Here is a 20,372-nt window from a genome sequence, read left to right as displayed (position 1 = left end):
CGTCAGCGCAGGCGCAGGAAGCGCACCGGTGTGCCCGGTACCGCCTGGGCCGCGGGGGCCAGACAGCGCTCGGGGACCACACCGATGACCGGGTAGCCGCCGGTGGTGGGGTGGTCGTGGAGGAAGAGGACCGGCAGGCCGTTGGGCGGGACCTGGAGGGCGCCCAGGGGCATGCCCTCGCTGGGGAGTTCACCGCTGCGGGCGCGCTCCAGGGGCGGCCCCTCGGTGCGCAGACCGATGCGGTTGCTGGCGGGGGAGACCCGGAAGCGACCGGTGGTGAGGGTGCGCAGACCGGCCTCGGTGAACCAGGCGTCGCGCGGGCCGGGCAGGAACGGCAGCAGGAGTTCCGGCACCGGACCGGGGTGCGGGACGGCATCGGCGCGGGCCGGCGGGCCGTGCGGGGCGCCCAGCGGGAGGACCGCGCCGTCGCTGAGCGGGTCCGGGCCCAGGCCGGAGAGCAGATCGGCGGCCCGGCTGCCGAGGACCGGTTCGGTGTCGACGCCCCCGGCGAAGGCGAGATACGAGCGCAGACCGTGGGTGGCGGGCCCCGCGTCCAGGACGGCGCCCGCCGGCACCCGGAAGGGGGCACCCCAGGGGGCGGGGCGGCCGTCGACGGTCACCGGGCACGGGGCGCCCGTGACGGCGACGGTGGTGGCCGTACGCATCCGCAGGGCGCAGCCCGTGAGCGTGGTCTCCAGGGTGGCGGCGGATCCGGGGTTGCCCACCAGGCGGTTGGCGAGCCGGTGTGCGGGCGCGTCGAGGGCGCCGGCCCGCGGCACCCCCAGGTGAGCGTGTCCGGGCCTGCCGAGGTCCTGAACGGTGGTGAGCGCACCGGCCCGGACGACCGAGAAGGCGCGGTCGGTCATCAGGCGGTCTCCTGCGGGACGAAGCGGACGCGGGTGCCGGGGGAGAGCAGCGCCGCCGGTTCGCGGCGCGGGTCCCACAGCACGGTGTCGGTGGTGCCGATCAGCTGCCAGCCGCCGGGGGAGGAGCGCGGATAGACCCCGGTGTACGGGCCGGCGAGAGCGACCGAGCCGACCGGGACCTTGGTACGGGGCGTGTCCCTGCGCGGTACGTGCAGCGGCTCGGGCAGACCCGTCAGATAGCCGAACCCGGGCGCGAAACCGCAGAAGGCGACATGGAATTCGGTGCCGGAGTGTCGCCGTACGACCTCGTCGGGGGTGACGCCCCACAGGGCGGCGACATCGGTGAGGTCGGGGCCGTCGTAGCGGACCGGGATCTCCACGGTGGGCCGGTCGCCGGCGGTGAGCGGTGGAATGTCCCAGGTGGCCAGTTCGGCGAGGAGGCCACGCGGGTCGGCGAGGCCGTCGAGGAGCACCGTACGGGCGGCCGGCACGATCTCGCGCAGCGGCGGCAGGGCGCCGTCGGCGGCCCGGCGCAGCAGTTCGGCGTGCAGTGCCTCGACCTCCTCGGCGCTGTCCAGCTCGATGAGCAGCCCGTGTTCACCGACCGGCAGCGGCCTCATACGAAGCTCCGTACGTGGACGCCGCCCGCGGTCAGCTCGGACCGGACGCGCCGGGCGAGTTCCGCGGCCCCGGGGGTGTCGCCGTGCAGACACAGCGAACGGGCCGGGACGGCCACCCGCCGGCCGTCGCGGGCGGTGACGGCGTGGTCGCGGGCCATGCCGAGGGCGCGCTTGACGACCTCGTCGGGGTCGTGGATCACCGCGCCCGGCTCACGGCGCGGTACCAGGGTGCCCTCGGGGGTGTAGGCACGGTCCGCGAACGCCTCTGCCACGACCGGGAGTTGGGCCCGCGCGGCGGCCTCGTGCAGCCGGGAGCCGGGCAGTCCGAGGACCGGCAGGCCGCCGCCCGCGGTGCGGATGCCGTCCACAACGGCGCGGGCCTGCTCCTCGTCGTGCACACAGCGGTTGTAGAGCGCGCCATGCGGTTTGACGTAGCCGACGCGGGCACCGGCGGCGCGCGCGAAGACCTCCAAGGCGCCGATCTGGTAGGTGATCTCGGCGGCCAGCTCGTCCGGCGGGACGTCCATCGCGCGGCGGCCGAAGCCGGCCAGATCGCGGTAGGAGACCTGGGCGCCGATGACCACACCGCGCTCGGCGGCCAGTTCGCACACCCGGCGCATCGTGGCCGGGTCGCCGGCGTGGAAGCCGCAGGCGACATTGGCGCTGGTGACGACGGAGAGCAGCGCCTCGTCGTCGGTGAGCTGCCAGCGGCCGAAGCCCTCGCCGAGATCGGCGTTGAGGTCGATGACGGGGGGAACGCCCATGCTCGCGGTGACTCCCTCGCTGCGCTCGCTCATGCCGAAACCTCGCTTCGCTCGGCCCCGCATGCGCGTGGCGCGCACCTCTCGACGACTCCCTCGCTGCGCTCGCTCATGTATGTCCGTTCCAGAGGTGCTCGGGGCCGGCCGACGTCGGGGACAACGTAAGGGATTGTTCAACGATCCGACAAGGGGTGGATGCGCGCCGGTGGAGGGTGCGTTGTTTTGTCCCCTCATCTGGGATTGACTTTCGCTGCATGACACCGGGACGGCCCGAACCCGCCGCCCGGTACGGCGCGAGAGCGGGGAGCGGAATGGCCGGCGGAGTGGCGAAGAGCGATCAGGGGCGGCTCACCGAGGTCGCGGGCCTGGAGCGGGACCGCCCCCTGCTGGGCCGCTCCAGTACGGCCGAGCGGGTCGCCGACATCCTGCGTGACCGGATCGCCGAGGGCTACTTCCCGCCCGGTGCCCGGCTCTCGGAGGAGAGTATCGGCGGTGCGCTGGGCGTCTCGCGCAACACTCTGCGGGAGGCGTTCCGGCTGCTGACGCATGAGCGGCTGCTGGTGCACGAACTCAACCGCGGGGTCTTCGTCCGGGTGGTGACGGTCGAGGACCTGGAGGACATCTACCGGGTGCGCATCCTCGTGGAGTGCGCGGCGGTACGGGGACTGGGGCAGGGGCCGTACGACGCCGGGGTGACCGAGGCCGTCGCGGCGATCGAGGCCGCCGTACAGGCCGGCGAGACCGCCTCGGCGGACCGGGAGTGGCAGGCGCTCTCGACCGCCAACATCCGCTTTCACCAGGGCATCGTGGCTCTGGCGGGCAGTCCGCGCATGGACGAGCTGATGCGGGGCGTGCTCGCGGAACTCCGGCTGGTCTTCCACGTCATGGCCGACCCCCGGCGCTTCCATGCACCCTATTTGACCCGTAATCGCCAGATTGTCGAGGCGCTCCAGGCGGGCGACGCCGCCGAGGCCGAGCGGCTGCTGCGGTCCTACCTGGAGGATTCGCGCAGTCAGCTGTCGGGCGCGTACGCACAGCGCATCGCGGAGGGGTGAGCGGCGGGGAAGCCGCCCCTGAGGCTCGCTCAGGGAAGCGCCGCAGATCCGTTGCCGCACAACCCTTGTCGGATCGTTGAACAATCGCCTAGCCTCCGCTGCAATCTGTTCATCTCCTCACGGGCCCTGTGGGGTCCCCGTACGCGGAAGGCGGATCCATGATCGTGCTCCTCGGCGTGCTCGTGGTCGTGATCGGCTTCGCCACGAAGCGCAATCCCTTGCTGGTCGTGGGGGTGGCCGGCATCGCGACCGGCCTCCTCGGAGGGCTGTCACCGGGCAAGGTGCTCGCCGCGTTCGGCAACGGCTTCGCCGGCAGCCGGGCGGTGACGATCTTCGCGATCACCCTCCCGGTCATCGGCCTCCTGGAGCGCTACGGCCTCCAGGAGCAGGCCCGTAACCTCATCGCCCGGTTCGCCCGGCTCACCACGGGCCGCTTCCTCGCGCTCTACCTCGGTCTGCGGCAGATCGGTGCGGCGGTCGGACTGACCAATGTCTTCGGTCACGCCCAGACCGTCCGCCCGCTCGCCGTCCCGATGGCCGAGGGCGCGGCCGAGCGCAAATTCGGCCAACTCCCGGAACGGACACGGGAGAAGGTCCGGTCGTTCTCCGCCAGCGCGGACAACGTCGGCCTCTTCTTCGGGGAGGACGTCTTCCTCGCCGTCGGCTCGATCCTGCTGATCACCGGCTTCGTCAACACCACCTACGGCACCCATCTCGAACCGCTTCAGCTCGCCCTGTGGGCGATCCCCACCGCGGTGTGCGCCTTCGTGGTCCATGGCTGGCGACTGCTGCGCCTGGACCGCCAGTTGGAACGCGAACTGCTCACCGCCCACGCCCACGACACCGCCGTAGTGGAGGCCGCCAAGTGATCAAGGCAGAGTGGTTCTACTGGCTGGTGGGCCTCAGCTTCCTGGTGATGGCCGCCCAGATGGTCGCCGACCGCAGCAACCCCAAGCGCTTCGGCACCGGCGCCTTCTGGGGCCTGATCGGCGCCGGCTTCATCTACAGCAGCTGGGTCGTCACCAAGGCCGCACCCGCCGAGCCCCTGGGCGTCGCGGTGCTGGTCATGGCCTGTCTGGCCGGCTTCGGCTGCACCGGACGCGGCACTCCGCGCACCACCACCCCCGAGCAGCGCGTCGCGAGCGCCGCCAAGCTCGGCAACCGGCTGTTCGTTCCGGCGCTCACCATTCCGGTCGTCGCCATGGCCTGCGCCATCGGCGTCAAGCACCTGTCCTTCGGGGGCGAACCGGTCCTCGAAGAGGGCAGCGAGACCATCCTGGGCCTGGGCATCGGAGCCGTCGTCGCCCTCGTCGTCGGCATGATCATCCTTCGGGAGAAGCGGGTCTCGGTGCCCGTGCAGTCCGGCCGTTCCATGCTGGAGGCGATGGGCTGGGCCATGCTGCTGCCGCAGATGCTGGCCACCCTGGGCGCCATCTTCCAGGTCTCCGGCGTCGGCGACCAGGTCGGCAAGCTCACCACGTCCGTCCTGCCCAAGGACTCGCTCTACATCGCGGTCGTCGTCTACTGCGTGGGCATGTTCGCCTTCACCATGATCATGGGCAACGCCTTCGCCGCCTTCCCCGTGATGACCGCGGCCGTCGGCTGGCCCGTGCTGGTCGGGCACTTCGACGGCAACGCCCCCGCCGTGCTGGCCATCGGCATGCTCGCCGGATTCTGCGGCACCCTCGTGACGCCCATGGCCGCCAACTTCAACATCGTCCCGGCGGCGCTGCTGGAACTGAAGGACCAGTACGGGCCCATCAAGGCGCAGCTGCCCACTGCGGGTGTACTGCTCGGCTGCAACATCGTGATCATGGCGCTGTTCGCCTTCTGAGCCGGGCCCCGGGTGCCGCCGCTCCGCCGGGCGGTACCCGGGGCCCGGTCCGCTCCGTCCCCGCCCCGCCCTCGCACCAAGGATGACCGTATGACCCGGGTACTACTGACCGGATTTGCCCCCTTCGAGGGCGAATCCCTCAACCCCTCCTGGCAGGCCGTCCGTGCCGCCGCGGCCGAACCGCCGGCCGGCATCGAGGCGTCCGCCGTCGAACTGCCCTGCGTCTACGGAGCCTCGATCGCGGTGCTGCGCGCCGCGATCGAGGAGGTCCGCCCCGAGATAGTGGTGTGCGTCGGCCAGGCGGGCGGCCGGCCCGACATCACCGTGGAACGCCTCGCCGTCAACGTCGACGACGCCCGGATCCCCGATGCCTCGGGGGCCGAACCGATCGATGAGGCGATCGTGCCCGGCGGTCCCGCCGCGTACTTCTCCACCCTGCCGATCAAGGCCTGTGTGGCGGCCGTCCGCGCCGCCGGGCTTCCCGCCTCCGTCTCCAACACCGCGGGCACCTTCGTCTGCAACCACGTCTTCTACGGCCTCGCTCATCTCATCGCCACCGAACTGCCCGGTGTACGCGGCGGATTCGTGCACGTCCCCTACGCACCGGAGCAGGTCGTCGACCGCTCCCAGCCGTCGCTCCCGTCCGAGGCCGTCACCCGGGCCCTGCACGAAATCGCCCTCACCGCCGCGCGCACCCGCACCGACATCCGCGTCGCGGGAGGCGCCACCCACTGAGACCGGCACCGGCGCCCACGGGACCTGGCGGCCGGCTCCCGCGGGCCACGCCGTAGACTGTCGCGTCGGTCCGCGAGCGGTCCGTCAACGGATCCACCTGCGGTTCCACCCATGAACGGATCCGCGCCGTTTCGTCCGTTGTCAGTGCGAGCGCCTACTCTGTGCGACGTGACTTTTTCCGCCCCGGGGGCTGCTGCGCCCCAGCTCAACGGCCCTCACCGGCCTGCGCCGGGCCCGGCCGCCGACGAAGGCCTGGCCCGTCGGCTGCGTGCCCTGGCATGCACCGCGCCGCTGCACGATCTCGATGTGCGCAAGGCCAACCTCGCGGGCGAGTACGGCGTCTACGCCATGGCGGAGGTGGCGCTCGCCGTCATCGACCTCGTCACCCTCAACATGGACTTCGACACCGGCGCCGACCACGAGGAAATAGTGGCGAAGGTGCTCCCCCGGGTCGCCGCCCAGGCCCCCCGCCGTCCCGCGGGCGAGCATGAGCGGGTCGCCCGCTGGGTGCTGGAGAATCTGATCAACGTCGGCAGCGTGGACCGCGGCTTCCGCGCCGTCTACGGCACCTTCAACACCGAGGGCGAGTACGTCCGCCGCGACTACGACTTCAAGCTCATCGAAGAGGTGCCCGGCGGCGGTGGCAGCGTCTACCTCCGGGCCACCGACGAAGCGGTCAACGTCCTGGTCGGCGCGCTCGACACGGACGTCACCAGCGCCCAGATCGCCGCCGAGGTCAAGCTGGAGGTGCTGATCAACCGCGGCCGGCTGGCCGACGCCCAGCTCGCCGCCGAACAGGCCCGCTACCGCACCGTGCAGTATGCGGAGACGCTCCGCAGGACCCTGGACGCCACCCGCCGCAACGTCCGCGCCGTGGACTGGCTGGAGACCGTCCCCGACATGATCACCGAGGCGCTGGACCACGTCGCGGACCGCTATCGCCATGAGAACGCCATCCTGACGAACATCCGCAAGGCCCGGGACGAGACCGAGGAGCCCGAGCACAAGCGGCGGGCCGCCGAGCTCGTCGACATCGTCAAGGACTGCATCCGCCGCCACACCCAGCTCCAGTCCCGGCTGCTGGAGGCCGGGCCGCTGTTCCGTGCCGAGCAGGACCGGCAGGCCTTCGCCACCCCCGTCGCCCGCGCCGGACTCGACCTCTACGGCCAGTTGGTCGCCCCCCTGCTGCCGCTCCCCGCTGAACAGGCCATCCGCGTCACCGACGCCTTCTTCGCCAAGGGCACGGGGCTGCGCACCCCGACGGCCGCGCGCATAGGGGACCTCGTCGAGATGCTGCTCACCCCGCCCATGGAGCGGGAGCACCTCGGCGCCGAGATGCCCGAGCCCGACCTGGTGGCCACCCCCGACGACAGCCGCTTCAGCGAGGCCCAGCTCGACGCCGCGATGGCGCTGCTCGACCTGCCCGCCGACGCGCCCCGCAGGCTCTCCGGCCTGCTCGCCGAGGCGCGCCGCAGCGATCCCGAACTCCCCTACCTCGTCGCCCTGCTGGCCGTACACGCCGCCAGCCCGCCCGTCGGCACGGCCTACCGCCAGGGCGAACAACAGCTGCTGTTCGCCGTCGACGACGGCACGGAGCTGATAGACCCCGAGTTCGGCGGCGCCGACCTCATCGTCGGCACGGCGCTGCTGGACTCCGCCGGAATGGCCGCGGACCGCTCGGAGGTGGCCTGATGCCCCGTGCCCAGGGCGAGCGGTCGGAGAACGGCGGGGCGCGGCCGGTCCGGCAGGGCCGCGGCGCGCCGGGCGGCCGTCCGCCGTCGCACCGGCCCGAGATGTCCCCGACCGTCCCTCGCAAGGAGCTTGTTCCGTGACCCAGTACGACGAGACGCCGCAGCCGGACCCGGCGTCCGGGGCCGGCGAGCCGGGCTGGGGTGCGCCCACCGCCGACGCCGATACGGGCGCGGCGGGACCCTCCCCCAAGCCCTCGGCTTCGTTCCCGTTTCCGCCTTCGGCCGAGCGGGGGGACCGCCAGGAGCAGCAGAGCTCCCACCCCCTGACCCCCGCCGATGCCGCCGACGCCGCCCGGCTGGTCTCCTTCGGCCTCCAGCCCAAGCTGTTGCCCGCCCGCGACGCCGAATACGGCGAACTCCTGCGCCGCTACCGGGACGACCCGGCCTTCGCCCGGCTCGCCGACGCCGTCGCCACCGGCCTCGGCCTGGTCGTCCTGGAGGTGTCCACCCGCGCCGGGATGGCCGTCACCGCCGACGAGGACTCCGTCTTCGCCGTACGGATGGGCGACTACGCCCGCCGTGCCTCCGCCGACTCCGCCGACCGCTTCCTGCACGGCCTGGCCCATCTGGCCGTCGCCGCGCTGGCCTTCCCGCGTCCCGAGGACCTCGCCGACGACGGCTACATCGGCCGGATCACGGTCAACGGCGTCGATGCCTTCGTCCGGCAGGCCTGCCGCCGACTGGAGGAGCGCGCCGAGCAGGAGGGCGAGAACACCGACCCGGCCACCGACGCCCCCGGTCTGGAGTCCGCCTGGCGCATCTACGCCCGGCGCAGCGCGACCGGCGCCACCAAGGACGCCCGCCGGCTGGCCGGTTCGACCACCGGCATCATCGCCAAGGCCGTCACCTTCCTCGTCGACTCCGGCTTCCTCCAGCGCACCGGTGACGATGCCGGCGGCGCCTACCGCACCACCGCCCGCTATCAGCTCCAGGTCCGCGACATGGCCGGCAGCGCCGCCATGGCCGAACTCCTGGAGCTGGGCATCGTCCCCGTCACCGACGGCAGCGCGGCCCTGCTGCCGGGCGAGGACACCGACGACCTCGCCCTGGTCGCGGACGCCGGACTGCCCTTCCACTCGGGCTGAGGGGGCGTTCGACTGCTGATGCCCCGGCGGCCGTCCGGACCGCCTGGTGATCATTCCGACCCCGACCGTCGCACGACCGAGGCTTGCCCTACCCCCGAACCCATCCCGACCGTCGCACGACCGAGGCTCCCCCCCCACCCCCGAACCCACCCCCCGCCCCTTCCCCCGAAGGGGGAGAGGGGGAGGGGGCGGGGGAGCGGCGCCGCCCCCTCCCGACCTGCCCGCCCCGCCCAATCTGCCCGTCCCGCCCCACCGTCCCGCCCCACCTTCCCGCCCCTCCCGACCACGACAACGAGAGTCCGCCATGTACGAGCTGTCCCGGGTCCGCCTCTACTCCATCGGGCCCGCCGGTGCGCGCTATGCCAACACCGTCATGGACCTGCGCGGAGTCGGTGCGCCCGTACCCCAACCGGCCCCGGCCCAGGCGGACTTCTTCGAGGACGAACCGGTCGGCCCGCCGCGCCGGCCGGCGCCCGCGGGCGTGCTCTTCCTGGAGAACGGCGGCGGCAAGTCCGTCCTGCTCAAGCTGATCTTCTCGGTGATGCTGCCCGGCCACCGCAACACCCTCGGCGGCGCCAGCTCCGGCGTGCTGCGCAAGTTCCTGCTCGCCGACGACTGCGGCCATGTCGCCCTGGAGTGGCAGCACGTCCTCACCGGCGAGAGCGTGGTCGTCGGCAAGGTCAGCGAGTGGCGTGGGCGGCAGGTCTCCAACGACCCCCGGAAGTTCGCCGAGGCCTGGTACAGCTTCCGGCCCGGCCCCGGTATGAGCCTGGACTCGCTCCCGGTCGCCGAGGCCACCGTCGTCCGCCCGCGTCAGGAGAGCGGCGAGGGCAGCTCCGGCGCCCAGGGCCGCCGCCGTACGATGAAGGGCTTCCGCGACATCCTCACCGAGGCCGGGAAGAACTACCCCAATCTGGATGTCGTCTGGGAAGAGATCCACGAGCGCTGGAACGAGCACCTCGGTGAGCTGGGCCTGGACCCGGAGCTCTTCCGCTACCAGCGGGAGATGAACGCCGACGAGGGTGAGGCGGCCGGCCTGTTCGCGGTCAAGAACGACTCGGACTTCACCGACCTGCTGCTGCGTGCCGTCACGGACACCCGCGACACCGACGGGCTCGCCGATCTGGTGCACGGCTTCGCCCACAAGCTCGGCCGGCGCGCCGAACTCACCGCCGAACGGGACTTCACGGCCGGCTCCCTCGATCTGCTCTCGCGCATCGCCGACGCCGCCGAGCAGCGTGAACGCGCCCGCGAGGTGCATGCGGGGGCCGAGCGCCGCACCCGCGGCCTCGCCCAGCGGCTGCACGCCCGGGGCACCGAGGAGCGCGGCCGCGCCGCCGAACTCGCCGAGCAGGTCGCCGCCGCCGCGCACCGCGTCACCGACGCCGAGCGGGTCCGCGAGCGCCGCTCCCTGGTCTCCGCCGAACTCGCCTACCGGCACGCCTCGCTGGCGCTGGCCGCCGCGGAGAAGGGCGCCGCCGCCCAGCGCCGGGAGCTCAACGACGCCCGTACGCTGCACAGCGCCTGGCAGGCCGCCGAGACCGCACTGCGGCACCGCGCCGCCGCGGACCGCTCCGCCCGGGTCGCCGCCGCCATCCGCGAGGCCGAGCGGGACGCCGCACCCGCGCTCGCCGCCCGTGCCACCGCCGCCGCCGACCTGGTCCGCGCCCTGCACACGGCGGCCGAGGCCGGTGAGCGGGTCGCCAATGAGGAGGAGGAACGCTCCGCCGCCCTCCAGGAGGCCGGCGAGTCGGCGCACCGCGACGCCACCAGCGCCGCCACCCACGCCCAGCGCGCCCGCAGTGAGGCCGAGCACCTCAAGCAGCGGCTCTCCGAGGTCGCCGAGGAGACCGCAGAGGCGGTCCGGGCCGGCTGGCTGGACGACAGCGCCCCCGACGCCGACCCGGCCCGCGCCGCGCTCGCCGCCGCGGACGCGGAGAAGACCGCCGTCGAGGCCTGGGACTCGGCCCGCGAAACCGCCCGGCAGGCCACCGACCGCGCCCGTGCGGCCACCGCCCGGCACTCCACCGCCGAGCTGGCGGCGGCCCGCGCCGAGGACGCCGCCGAGGCCGCTGAGCGTGCCTACGAGGCCGAGCGCCGGGCCGCCGAGTCCATCGGCGCCGAGCAGCGGCTCGCCGATCTCCTCGGCCTCCCGCAGTCCGAGGCCAAGTCCGTGCCCGGCCCCCGTACGGCCACGTCCGGTACGGACCCGGGCGCCGCACGCCGTCCCACCGCGGGCCCGCTGACCGCCGAGGAGCTGGACCGCAACGCCGACGAGCTGCGCGAGCTGCTGGAGGAGGGCGTCGCCGGCGCCGAACGGCAGCTGTTCGACCTGCGTACGGCCGCGGCCGACGACTCCCGGATCCTGGGCGCGCTGGGCGACGGCGGTCTGCTGCCCCCGGGGCCCGATGTGCTGGCAGCCGTGGAGTATCTCGGTGAGCACGGCGTGCCCGCGCTGCCGGGCTGGCGCTATCTCGCCCAGTCCGTCGACCCCGCCGACCACACCCGGGTGCTGGCCGCCCGCCCCGAGCTGGTCGACGGCGTGATCATCACGGACCCGGAGACCCATGCGCGGGCCCGCGAGGTGCTCGCCCAGGCCGCGCTGCTGCCCCGCTCGGCCGTCGCGGTCGGCACCGCCGCCGCGCTGCTCGCGCCCACCCCCGCGCCCGACGAGCGGGAGTCCGGCGTCTTCCTCGTCCCGCCGAACCCGGCGATGCACGACGAGTCCGCCGCCGACGAGGAGCGCCAGGCGCTGCGGGCGCGCGCCATAGAGCGGGACGAGGAGATCCGGGCGCTGGCCGCCCGGCTCGCCGGGGACCGTGCGCTGGCCGCCCGGCTCGGGTCGTGGCGTACGGGCTGCCCGGCCGGCCGCCTCGGTGAACTGGCCGCCGCCGCGCAGGAAACCCGGACGGCCGCAGAGGAGGCCGCGGCGGAGCTGGCCGAGGCCCGTGCCGCGCGCGCCGAGACCGATGAGGCCGCGGCCGAGGCCACCCGGGTGCGCGACGAGCGCCAGGAGGCCGCCCAGCGCGCCCGCCGCGCCGCCGATCTGCTGGCCGGGCTCGCCCACCGGCTGCGCGAGCGCGCCTCCTGGCAGTCCCGGATGCGGGAACTCGCCGACGAGGCGGCCGAGTTCGAGGCCCGCGCCGAGGAGTGCGTGGACCGCGCACGGGCCGCCGACGAGGACCGCCGGGCCGCCCAGCGCGCCGCCGATGACGCCCGTCGTACCGCCCGCGCGCTCCGCGCCGAGCGCGCCGAGATCGCGGGTGTCCCGGACGACCTGGGGGAGGCCCCCGAGGGGGCGAGCGCTTCGCTGCCCGCGCTGCGCGAGGCCTACCGCGCCGCCTCCCAGCTCTACGAGAAGGTCGGTGTCGGCGCCGATCTGCGCGCCGAACAGGCCCGTGCCGAGGGCGACGAGAGCGCCGCCCTGGCCGAGCTGAACCGCCTCACCAACAAGGTCCGCACCCGCGCGGAGGCGCTCCTGGAGAGCCCGGACGCCGCCGACGGCCCGTCCCGGCAGGCCGCCGCGGCCCGCGCCGAGTCGCTGGTGCACATGCTGGAGACCCGTGCCTCGGCGGCCAGTGAACAGCTGGGCCGGCTGCGCGGTGAGGCCGAGCGGCTCGCCCCCACGGACGGCGAGGCGCATACCGAGCTGCCCGAGGAGCTGGTGCCCGCTGACGCCGACCGCGCCAAGGAGCTGCTGCGCACCGCGGCGGGCGAACTGGCCACCGCCACCGAGGCGTTGACGGCCGCCCGCGACCGGCACGAGGAGCTGCTGCGCGGTCACCGCGCCGCCGAGGACGCGGCCGGCGGCTTCGACGAGACCGCCGCTCTGCTGCGCGATCTGCTCCGTGACCACCAGGACGCCGAGGACCCGGCGGACGGGCAGATCGAGGCGTACGCCGGACAGCTGGCGGACGCCCGGCAGGCCGCCGCCGAGTCCCGCCGCTCACTGCGCGGCTGCGCCGCCGATCTGTCCACCGCCGAGTCCGCGGTGCGCGAGGCGAGCGACATCCTCGTACGGCACGCCAACTCCACCCGCTACGAACAGGTCCGTACCCCCGCCCGGCAGCAGATCCGCGAACTGCCCGCCTCGGCCCTCCCGGACCACGCCGCCAAGTGGGCGGAGGCCTTCGCGCCCCGGCTGCGGGTGCTCACCGACGAGCTGGAGCAGCTGGAGCGCAACCGCGACTCCATCGTCGACCGGCTGCGCGGTCTGGTCGAGTCGTCGCTGACGACGCTGCGCTCCGCCCAGCGGCTGTCGCGGCTGCCCGAGGGGCTGGGGGAGTGGTCCGGGCAGGAGTTCCTGCGGATCCGGTTCGAGGACCCCGACCAGGCCACGCTCACCGAGCGGCTCGGCGAGGTGATCGACGAGGCGACCCGTGCGGCCGTGAAGAAGAACAGCGATCTGCGGCGGGACGGGATGTCCCTGCTGCTGCGCGGGGTCAGCGCGGCGCTCCAGCCGCGCGGGGTGGCCGTGGAGATCCTCAAGCCGGATGCGGTGCTGCGTGCCGAGCGGGTGCCGGTCGGGCAGATGGGCGATGTCTTCTCCGGCGGCCAGCTGCTGACCGCCGCCATCGCGCTCTACTGCACGATGGCGGCGCTGCGCAGCAACGACCGGGGCCGTGACAAGCAGCGGCACGCCGGCACGCTGTTCCTGGACAACCCCATCGGGCGCGCCAACGCGACCTATCTGCTGGAGCTCCAGCGCGCCGTCGCCGATGCGCTGGGCGTCCAGCTGCTGTACACCACCGGCCTGTTCGACACCACCGCGCTCGCGGAGTTCCCGCTGGTCATCCGGCTGCGCAATGACGCGGATCTGCGGGCCGGGCTGAAGTACATCAGCGTCGAGGAGCATCTGCGGCCGGGCCTGCCGCAGCCGGACCCGTCCGGCGAGGCGGTGCACGGGCAGATCACGGCGACGCGGATGTACCGCCGCCCGGAGGACCCGGCTCCCGAGGAGCCGGCGGACCCGGCCGGCGGGTGACCGGCGGCGCAGGGGACCTGCGGGCGGTCAGACCACCACCACCGACCGCAGGACCTCCCCGCGCTGCATCTTGGCGAAGGCCGGTTCGATGTCGTCGAGTTCGATGGTCTCGCTGATGAACCGTTCCAGATCGAGCTTGCCGCTCAGGAACAGATCGATCAGTACCGGGAAGTCGCGGCTGGGCAGACAGTCGCCGTACCAGGAGGACTTCAGCGCACCGCCGCGCGAGAAGAGATCGATGAGCGGCAGCTCGATCCGCATGTCCGGCTCGGGCACGCCGACCTGGACCAGCGTGCCGGCCAGGTCGCGCATGTAGAACGCCTGCCGGTAGGTCTCCGGGCGGCCCACCGCGTCGATCACCACATCGGCGCCGTGCCCGCCGGTGAGTGCCCGGACCGCCTCGACCGGGTCCGTGCCACGGGAGTTGACGGTGTCGGTGGCGCCGAACCGCTCGGCGGCGTCCAGCTTGCCGTCGTCGAGGTCCACGGCGATGACACGTCGCGCCCCCGCCCGGGAGGCGCCCGCGATGGCGGCGTTGCCGACGCCGCCGCAGCCGATCACGGCGACGGTGTCCCCGCTGCCCACGCCACCGGTGTGCACCGCCGCGCCGTACCCGGCCATCACCCCGCAGCCGATCAGCCCCGCGGCCTCCGGGCGCGCCGACGGATCGACCTTCACCGCCTGCCCGGCGGCGACCAGCGTCTTCTCGGCGAACGCGCCGATGCCCAGGGCCGCCGTCAGCTCGGTGCCGTCCAGCAGGGTCATGGGCCGGGTGGCGTTGCGGGAGGCGAAGCAGTACCAGGGGCGGGCGCGACGGCAGGCGCGGCACTGGCCGCAGGGCGCCCGCCAGGCGAGCACCACGTAGTCGCCGGGCGCGAGTTCGGTGACACCGGGGCCGACGGCCTCGATGACGCCGGCCGCCTCGTGGCCGAGCAGATAGGGGAAGTCGTCGCCGATCGCGCCGTCGCGATAGTGCAGATCGGTGTGGCACACCCCGCAGGCCTGGACGGTCACGAGCACTTCGCCCGGACCGGGGTCGGGCACGAGGATCGGCAGCACCTCGACGGGGGCGCCCTTCTTGAGGGCGACGACGGCGCGGGCTTCGTGCGGCATGTCTCACTCCTAAAACAGCGCCTGCGGCGGCGGCAGGGCGGGTAGCACGCGTGAGGTGGCACGGATGCCGGTGAGGGGTTGGAGTGGTGCGCTGTGCTGAGAACGGGAACGGTGGTGGAGGACGGTCCACCTCCGTCGCCGTGTTGCCTATAGTGCGCTTGGTTGCGCTATAGGAGACATGCTGGAAGTCCGCCAGGGATACGTCAAGAGGGATTTTCCGCTACCCGCTCAACCCGGGTACCCCATCCGGCGGGAGAGGTCGGCGGCCGCCTTCGCGGCCCGCTCGGCGAGCTCCGGCAGCAGCTGACGCTCCATCCGGTACGCCGGTCCCGAGACGCCGATCGCGCCGATCACCGCGCCGTCGTGGGCCCGCACCGGCGCCGCCACCGCGTTCAGCCCGATCTCCAACTCCTCGCTGGTGCAGGCGAACCCGTCCTCCAGCGCCGCGGTCAGCTGCTCGCGCAGACCGCCCGCCGTGGTCAGGGTGTGCTCGGTGAACCGCGGCAGCTTGCGGGTCACCAGGGTGTCCCGGCGCGGGGCCGGCAGATACGCCAGCAGGACCTTGCCGCTGGCGGTGGCGTGCAGCGGGGTCCGGCGGCCCAGCCAGTTGTACGCGGTGACCGCAGCGGAGCCCCTGGCCTGCATGATGTTGACCGCCGCATCGCCGTCCAGCACCGCGATGTTGGCGGTCTCCCCGGTGTCCTCGGCGAGCGCCCGGCACACCGGCTGGCCCTCCTGGGAGATGTCCAGCCGGATCGCCGCGGCACCCGCCAGCCGCAGCACCCCGGCGCCCAGGTAGTACTTCCCGCGTTCTCTCTCCTGCTCCACCAGCCCGCGGTTCTCCAGCACTCCGAGGATCCGGAACGCGGTCGACTTGTGGACGCCCAACTCCTCGCTGATCTCGGTCACCCCGGCCTCGCCCAGCTTGGCCAGGATCTCCAGCACGCTCACCGCGCGGTCCACGGACTGGACGGATCCCGCCCCGCCGCGCCGCTCCTCGGACCGGTCGTCCGCCGTATCGGAAGTCTTCGACATGGGTCTTTGTGTCACCACCCGGTGGCCCCGCGGGGCACGTCTGAAGGCATCTGCCGGGAAGCCCTTGACGGCCCGCTCCCCGGCTTGGATTCTGTTGCGCATCGCGCTTTGCGATGCGTTATTCAGAACACATGATACCGATCAGCGAGAGGGGGGCCAGATGATTCCCGTCTGCCGTATCGAGGACCTGCCCGAGGGCGAGTCCGTCCGGATCGAGATCGACGACGCCACACCGGCCATCGCCGTCTTCCACGCCGAGGGCGGTTACTACGCCGTCGATGACACCTGTAGCCACCAGGACGCCTCGCTCTCCGAAGGCTGGGTCGAGGGCTGCTTCGTCGAATGCCCGCTGCATGCGGCCCTGTTCGACCTGCGCACCGGGGCACCGACCTGCCTGCCCGCCCGCCGGCCGGTGCGCACGCACCAGGTGGACGTCCTGGACGGCATCATTCATGTGCGGCCCGCCGTGCGGGAAGAGGCGGTGGCGTAAAAACCGTCGGTCACGCTGCCGCGCGGTCGACCCCCGACGAAGCCTCCCGGGACTCCCGGCGTTGCTGCCGCCGGGCCCGGCGCCGCTCGCGGCGCAGCTCCCGGGCCGTACTGCTCGGCTGCGACCGCACCCCGTTGCGCTGCACCCACACCTGGCGGGTCACCCAGACATCCAGCACGCCCCAGGTGGCGACCACGGTGCTGGCGACCGTGCTGAGCACCGCGGGAAAGGCGAGCCAGGAGCCCGCCAGTGTGCTCAGGAACGCCACCATGGCCTGGATCAGCGTGAGCGCCACGATGATGACGGCACGCACGGCGGCGGTGCGTACCGGCTCCGCCATCCGGGGCCGGGCCGCCGGTTCCTCCTGCCACAAAGGCTGTCTGCCGGTGTCCATGACCGCGTCACTCTCCCCGCACTCTCCCCGCGTGTCCGGCTCCTTGGTGGCTGCCCGGATTTCACCGGTACACGCCCCTGGCGCCGCACCCCGTCCCTTCCCATGGTCACGTACCGGGCGCGCACAGGGTTACCCCGGGGTAGAGCAAAACCGGCCAACCGACCGGCTTGCCGCCGGACACCGATGACCTCGGCCGGTCCCCGAAACGCGGGCGGGTTGTCCGGGAATCACCGGACAACTCATGACGATCCCTCCCCGGCACCCGTCCCGACCTCCGAAGAGGCCTTCGGCTCGGTCACCCGAGAGTAGTAGGCTCGCGCCGTTTGTTGACGGAACACCACCCCCGTGCGCCGGGGTTGACGTAGGGGAGGCCATGCGCTTTCGCGGGAAGTCGGTCCGCCGGAAGATCGTGGCGTTGCTGCTCGTACCGTTGGTGTCCCTGACGTCCATGTGGGCGTTCATGACCTACCTCACCGGGCGGGAGGCCGATCAGCTGCTGGACGTCGGCAACGTCGTACAGAAGCTGGGGTATCCGGTCGAGGACGTCGTCCAGGCGCTGCAACGCGAGCGCCGGCAGAGCCTGCTGTACCTCGCCGACCGGCGCGGCGCCGACGCGCTCGGCGAGCTTCGGGCGCGGTCCCGGGCCACCGACGAGGCCGTCACCCGGCTCCGCACCGACGCCGGCACCCGCGACGTCCGCGAGGACCTCACCGGCGGCACCGGTCAACGGATGCGTGGCATCCTCAAGGGCCTGTCCGGGCTCGGGTCGCTGCGCGCCCAGGTCGAGGACAACACCGTCTCCCGCGACGAGGCCCTGGAGGGCTACAACTCCCTCGTCGATCCCAGCTATGACTTCCTCGCCGCGCTCCACGCCCTGGAGAACGTGGAGATGGACAAGCAGGGCCGGGCGCTGGTCATCGTCACCCGCGCCCGGGAGGCCGTCGCCCGCGAGGACGCCCTGATGTCCGCGGTGCTCGCCTCCGGCAGCATGAGCAAGCGCGATCTGCGGGCGCTGTCCGACCGGGTGGCCGAGCGCCGGGTCCTCTACGAGACCAGCCTCCCCATGCTGCCCGCGAAGGACCGCGGCCTCTACCAGGACTACTGGCGCTCCGCACCGGCCCGCGAGCTGACGTCCTACGAGGACCGGGTGATCGCCGCCGGCGACCGGGGCGGACCGGGGACGGTCAACGCCGAACGCTGGAACACCGCGGCGAAGAAGGTCCTCGGCGACCTCCAGCGGATGGGCAAGGCCGCCGGCGACCGCTACCAGGAGCGGGTCGCCCCGGTCGCCACCAACATCCTGCTCAAGGCCGCCATCGCCGGTGTCCTCGGCTTTGTCGCGGTGCTGGTCTCGATCATCGTCTCGTTCCGGATCGGCCGCCGCCATGTGCGCGACCTGATCCGGCTGCGCAAGGCCGCCCATGACGTCTCCGGCGTCCGGCTGCCGAGCGTCATGCGCCGGCTGGCGGCGGGCGAACAGATCGATGTGGAGACCGAGGCGCCCCGGCTCGTCTTCGGCCAGGACGAGACCGGCCAGGTCGGCCAGGCGCTCAACACCCTCCAGCGGGCCGCGATCGAGGCCGCGGTCAAGCAGTCCGAGATGCGCCGCGGCGTCTCCGAGGTGTTCGTCAACCTCGCCCGCCGCAGCCAGGTCCTGCTGCACCGTCAGCTGACCCTCCTGGACGCCATGGAACGGCGCACCGAGGACACCGACGAGCTCGCCGACCTCTTCCGCATCGACCATCTGACCACCCGTATGCGGCGCCATGCCGAGGGCCTGGTCATCCTCTCCGGCGCGGCCCCCTCCCGGCAGTGGCGCAAGCCGATCCAGCTGATGGACGTGGTGCGCGCGGCGGTCGCCGAGGTGGAGGACTACGAGCGGATCGAGGTGCGCCGGATGCCGCGGCTCGCGGTGGACGGCCCCGCGGTGTCCGACCTCACGCATCTGATCGCCGAACTCCTGGAGAACGCCACGGTCTTCTCCCCGCCGCACACCGCCGTCCAGGTGCTGGGCGAGCGGGTCGCCAACGGCTACACCTTGGAGATCCACGACCGCGGTCTGGGCATGGCGCCCGACCTGCTGCTGGAGGCCAATCTCCGGCTCGCCGAGACCCCCGAGTTCGAGCTGTCCGACACCGACCGGCTCGGGCTGTTCGTGGTCAGCCGGCTCGCCCAGCGGCAGAACGTACGGGTCTCCTTGCAGCCCTCGCCGTACGGCGGCACCACCGCCGTGGTCTTCCTCCCCGGGACGCTGCTCACCGAGACCGCCGACGGCGGCCGGGACGACGACGAGCAGGCCCCCGGCGCCTCCGTCGGCAACGAACTGGAGCACGCGGCGGGCAAGTTGGCCGCGCTGGCGCAGCTGCCGGTGCCGCGGCCCGAGCGCGAGCGGGACCCGGCCGTCATCGACGGACCGGTCGAACTTGAGGCGCCACTCGGCCCGGACGAGCTGGGCCCCGAGGACGGCCTCTTCCGGAAGCGGGAAAGCGGTCGCGACCCGAAGGGCCCCGCCGCACCGGCCGGATCGTCCTCGGCGCCGCGCGGCATCGCCCCCGTGCCGCCCGCCCCGGAGGGCGAGCAGCACCAGCAGACCCGGGATCAGGCGCCCGGCGGACCGGCCCCGCTGCCGCGCCGCCGACGCCCGCCGGTGCTGGTCTCCGACCACGGCAGAACGGTCGACGACCGCGACGCCCGGCGCAAGCGGGACACCGAACGCCCCGCTCCCGAGGGCACAGAGCGCCCCGCCTCCGAGGGCTCCGGGCGTGCCGCGGACCGGCCGTCGTCGTCCGGCGCGCCCCAGGGCCCGGCGCCCGAGGCTCCGCAGCGCGCCGAGGGACCGGACACGCCCGCACAGACCACGTCCACCGGTCTGCCCCGCCGGGTGCGGCAGGCCAGCCTCGCGCCCCAGCTCAAGGCCGAATCCGCCGAGCCGGCCGAGGCGCGCGGCACCGTGCCGGCCGCGGACGACCGGGACGCCGAGGCGGTTCGCGCCAAGATGGCCTCGCTCCAGCGCGGCTGGCAGCGCGGCCGGCGCGACAACGGCGAGGACCCGCGCGAGACCGGCACACCACCGCGGGGCGAGGACCCGGCCGCGGACACCACAGGCCCGGACCGCACAGGCCCGGACGCCCGTGACACCGTTGACCACGACGGCGACGTCACTGGCAGCACAGCACCACCAGGAACCACATCGGGAGGGGACGGTCCATGACCGCACCGAAGGCAGCAGCTTCCACCGCACCGGTCTCGGCGAAGGGAGTCGGCGAGCTGAACTGGCTTCTGGACGAACTGGTCGAGCGGGTCGGCTCCATCCGCAAGGCACTCATCCTCTCCAGCGACGGTCTGGCCACCGGCGCCTCCAAGGACCTGACCCGCGAGGACGGCGAGCATCTGGCCGCGGTCGCGTCCGGCTTCCACAGCCTGGCCAAGGGCGTCGGCCGGCACTTCGACGCGGGCCGGGTCCGGCAGACCATGGTCGAGCTGGACGATGCGTTCCTGTTCGTCAGCGCGGCCGGCGACGGCAGCTGCCTGGCCGTACTGGCCGATGCGGACTCCGATGTCGGGCTGATCGCGTACGAGATGACGCTGCTGGTCAAGCGCGTGGGCACGCACCTGGGCACCGCGCCCCGGTCCGGCCTGACCCCCTGAG

The 20,372-nt window shown here is 73.4% G+C and carries 16 protein-coding genes; 10 read left to right on the top strand and 6 right to left on the bottom strand.

Going from position 1 to position 20,372, the window contains the following annotated elements; genetic code table 11:
• Window positions 1–2: 2 nt before the first annotated feature.
• The 3 genes from TU31_RS29555 to TU31_RS29545 are packed head-to-tail and all read right to left on the bottom strand — an operon-like array spanning window position 3 to window position 2,283.
• Window positions 3–866, bottom strand: coding sequence for a 5-oxoprolinase subunit C family protein (locus TU31_RS29555; protein WP_042160206.1), 864 nt, complete (start codon window positions 864–866; stop codon window positions 3–5).
• Window positions 866–1,486, bottom strand: a complete 621-nt coding sequence (pxpB, locus tag TU31_RS29550) for a 5-oxoprolinase subunit PxpB (RefSeq protein ID WP_042160204.1) — start codon at window positions 1,484–1,486, stop codon at window positions 866–868. The genes TU31_RS29555 and pxpB overlap by 1 nt, the downstream gene beginning before the upstream one ends.
• Window positions 1,483–2,283: a LamB/YcsF family protein gene (locus tag TU31_RS29545; RefSeq protein ID WP_042160202.1), complete on the bottom strand. Its 801-nt coding sequence runs from the start codon at window positions 2,281–2,283 to the stop codon at window positions 1,483–1,485. Before TU31_RS29545 ends, pxpB begins: the two co-directional genes overlap by 4 nt.
• A gap of 275 nt (window positions 2,284–2,558) precedes the next feature.
• Here TU31_RS29545 and TU31_RS29540 point away from each other — a divergent pair, with 275 nt between their 5' ends.
• From TU31_RS29540 to TU31_RS29510, 7 genes are all read left to right on the top strand, one after another.
• Entirely contained in the window at window positions 2,559–3,302 is a 744-nt protein-coding gene (locus TU31_RS29540; RefSeq protein WP_042160200.1) for a GntR family transcriptional regulator, read from the top strand.
• Between the two features lie 158 nt (window positions 3,303–3,460).
• Window positions 3,461–4,171: a DUF969 domain-containing protein gene (locus TU31_RS29535; RefSeq protein ID WP_042160198.1), complete on the top strand. Its 711-nt coding sequence runs from the start codon at window positions 3,461–3,463 to the stop codon at window positions 4,169–4,171.
• Entirely contained in the window at window positions 4,168–5,136 is a 969-nt protein-coding gene (locus TU31_RS29530; protein WP_042160196.1) for a DUF979 domain-containing protein, read from the top strand. The genes TU31_RS29535 and TU31_RS29530 overlap by 4 nt, the downstream gene beginning before the upstream one ends.
• Window positions 5,137–5,226: 90 nt before the next feature.
• Window positions 5,227–5,871, top strand: a complete 645-nt coding sequence (gene pcp, locus TU31_RS29525) for a pyroglutamyl-peptidase I (RefSeq protein WP_042160194.1) — start codon at window positions 5,227–5,229, stop codon at window positions 5,869–5,871.
• 168 nt (window positions 5,872–6,039) lie between these two features.
• Window positions 6,040–7,563 carry a hypothetical protein gene (locus TU31_RS29520; protein WP_078886050.1) on the top strand — a complete coding sequence of 508 codons (1,524 nt, stop codon included), beginning with the start codon at window positions 6,040–6,042 and terminating at the stop codon, window positions 7,561–7,563.
• A gap of 136 nt (window positions 7,564–7,699) precedes the next feature.
• A complete protein-coding gene (locus TU31_RS29515) occupies window positions 7,700–8,707 on the top strand; it encodes a hypothetical protein (RefSeq protein WP_042160190.1) in 1,008 nt (335 codons plus the stop codon).
• Between the two features lie 304 nt (window positions 8,708–9,011).
• A complete protein-coding gene (locus TU31_RS29510) occupies window positions 9,012–13,691 on the top strand; it encodes a hypothetical protein (RefSeq protein WP_042160188.1) in 4,680 nt (1,559 codons plus the stop codon).
• Between the two features lie 27 nt (window positions 13,692–13,718).
• On the opposite strand, the gene TU31_RS29505 is transcribed toward TU31_RS29510, so the two are convergent.
• Entirely contained in the window at window positions 13,719–14,804 is a 1,086-nt protein-coding gene (locus TU31_RS29505) for an S-(hydroxymethyl)mycothiol dehydrogenase (protein WP_042160185.1), read from the bottom strand.
• A 228-nt stretch (window positions 14,805–15,032) separates the two neighbouring features.
• Complete coding sequence (locus TU31_RS29500; protein ID WP_042160183.1) at window positions 15,033–15,839, bottom strand: IclR family transcriptional regulator; 807 nt, start codon at window positions 15,837–15,839, stop codon at window positions 15,033–15,035.
• A gap of 160 nt (window positions 15,840–15,999) precedes the next feature.
• Here TU31_RS29500 and TU31_RS29495 point away from each other — a divergent pair, with 160 nt between their 5' ends.
• On the top strand, window positions 16,000–16,329 hold the full coding sequence (locus TU31_RS29495) for a bifunctional 3-phenylpropionate/cinnamic acid dioxygenase ferredoxin subunit (protein ID WP_042160182.1): 330 nt from the start codon (window positions 16,000–16,002) through the stop codon (window positions 16,327–16,329).
• A gap of 10 nt (window positions 16,330–16,339) precedes the next feature.
• On the opposite strand, the gene TU31_RS29490 is transcribed toward TU31_RS29495, so the two are convergent.
• Window positions 16,340–16,723, bottom strand: coding sequence for a hypothetical protein (locus TU31_RS29490; RefSeq protein WP_078886049.1), 384 nt, complete (start codon window positions 16,721–16,723; stop codon window positions 16,340–16,342).
• A gap of 373 nt (window positions 16,724–17,096) precedes the next feature.
• Here TU31_RS29490 and TU31_RS29485 point away from each other — a divergent pair, with 373 nt between their 5' ends.
• Window positions 17,097–19,934, top strand: a complete 2,838-nt coding sequence (locus TU31_RS29485) for a sensor histidine kinase (protein WP_042160177.1) — start codon at window positions 17,097–17,099, stop codon at window positions 19,932–19,934.
• On the top strand, window positions 19,931–20,371 hold the full coding sequence (locus tag TU31_RS29480; protein WP_042160174.1) for a roadblock/LC7 domain-containing protein: 441 nt from the start codon (window positions 19,931–19,933) through the stop codon (window positions 20,369–20,371). The genes TU31_RS29485 and TU31_RS29480 overlap by 4 nt, the downstream gene beginning before the upstream one ends.
• Window position 20,372: the final 1 nt, after the last annotated feature.

The organism is Streptomyces lydicamycinicus, assembly GCF_000829715.2.
Taxonomy (GTDB): Bacteria; Actinomycetota; Actinomycetes; order Streptomycetales; family Streptomycetaceae; genus Streptomyces; species Streptomyces lydicamycinicus.
This window is presented reverse-complemented; position numbering and strand designations above follow the sequence as displayed.

Coding starts and splice junctions, on each gene's coding strand:
- TU31_RS29555 (WP_042160206.1), bottom strand. CDS start 866: ATGACCGACCGCGCCTTCTCGGTCGTCCGGGCCGGTGCGCTCACCACC.
- pxpB (WP_042160204.1), bottom strand. CDS start 1,486: ATGAGGCCGCTGCCGGTCGGTGAACACGGGCTGCTCATCGAGCTGGAC.
- TU31_RS29545 (WP_042160202.1), bottom strand. CDS start 2,283: ATGAGCGAGCGCAGCGAGGGAGTCACCGCGAGCATGGGCGTTCCCCCC.
- TU31_RS29540 (WP_042160200.1), top strand. CDS start 2,559: ATGGCCGGCGGAGTGGCGAAGAGCGATCAGGGGCGGCTCACCGAGGTC.
- TU31_RS29535 (WP_042160198.1), top strand. CDS start 3,461: ATGATCGTGCTCCTCGGCGTGCTCGTGGTCGTGATCGGCTTCGCCACG.
- pcp (WP_042160194.1), top strand. CDS start 5,227: ATGACCCGGGTACTACTGACCGGATTTGCCCCCTTCGAGGGCGAATCC.
- TU31_RS29510 (WP_042160188.1), top strand. CDS start 9,012: ATGTACGAGCTGTCCCGGGTCCGCCTCTACTCCATCGGGCCCGCCGGT.
- TU31_RS29505 (WP_042160185.1), bottom strand. CDS start 14,804: ATGCCGCACGAAGCCCGCGCCGTCGTCGCCCTCAAGAAGGGCGCCCCC.
- TU31_RS29500 (WP_042160183.1), bottom strand. CDS start 15,839: ATGTCGAAGACTTCCGATACGGCGGACGACCGGTCCGAGGAGCGGCGC.
- TU31_RS29495 (WP_042160182.1), top strand. CDS start 16,000: ATGATTCCCGTCTGCCGTATCGAGGACCTGCCCGAGGGCGAGTCCGTC.
- TU31_RS29490 (WP_078886049.1), bottom strand. CDS start 16,723: ATGGACACCGGCAGACAGCCTTTGTGGCAGGAGGAACCGGCGGCCCGG.
- TU31_RS29485 (WP_042160177.1), top strand. CDS start 17,097: ATGCGCTTTCGCGGGAAGTCGGTCCGCCGGAAGATCGTGGCGTTGCTG.
- TU31_RS29480 (WP_042160174.1), top strand. CDS start 19,931: ATGACCGCACCGAAGGCAGCAGCTTCCACCGCACCGGTCTCGGCGAAG.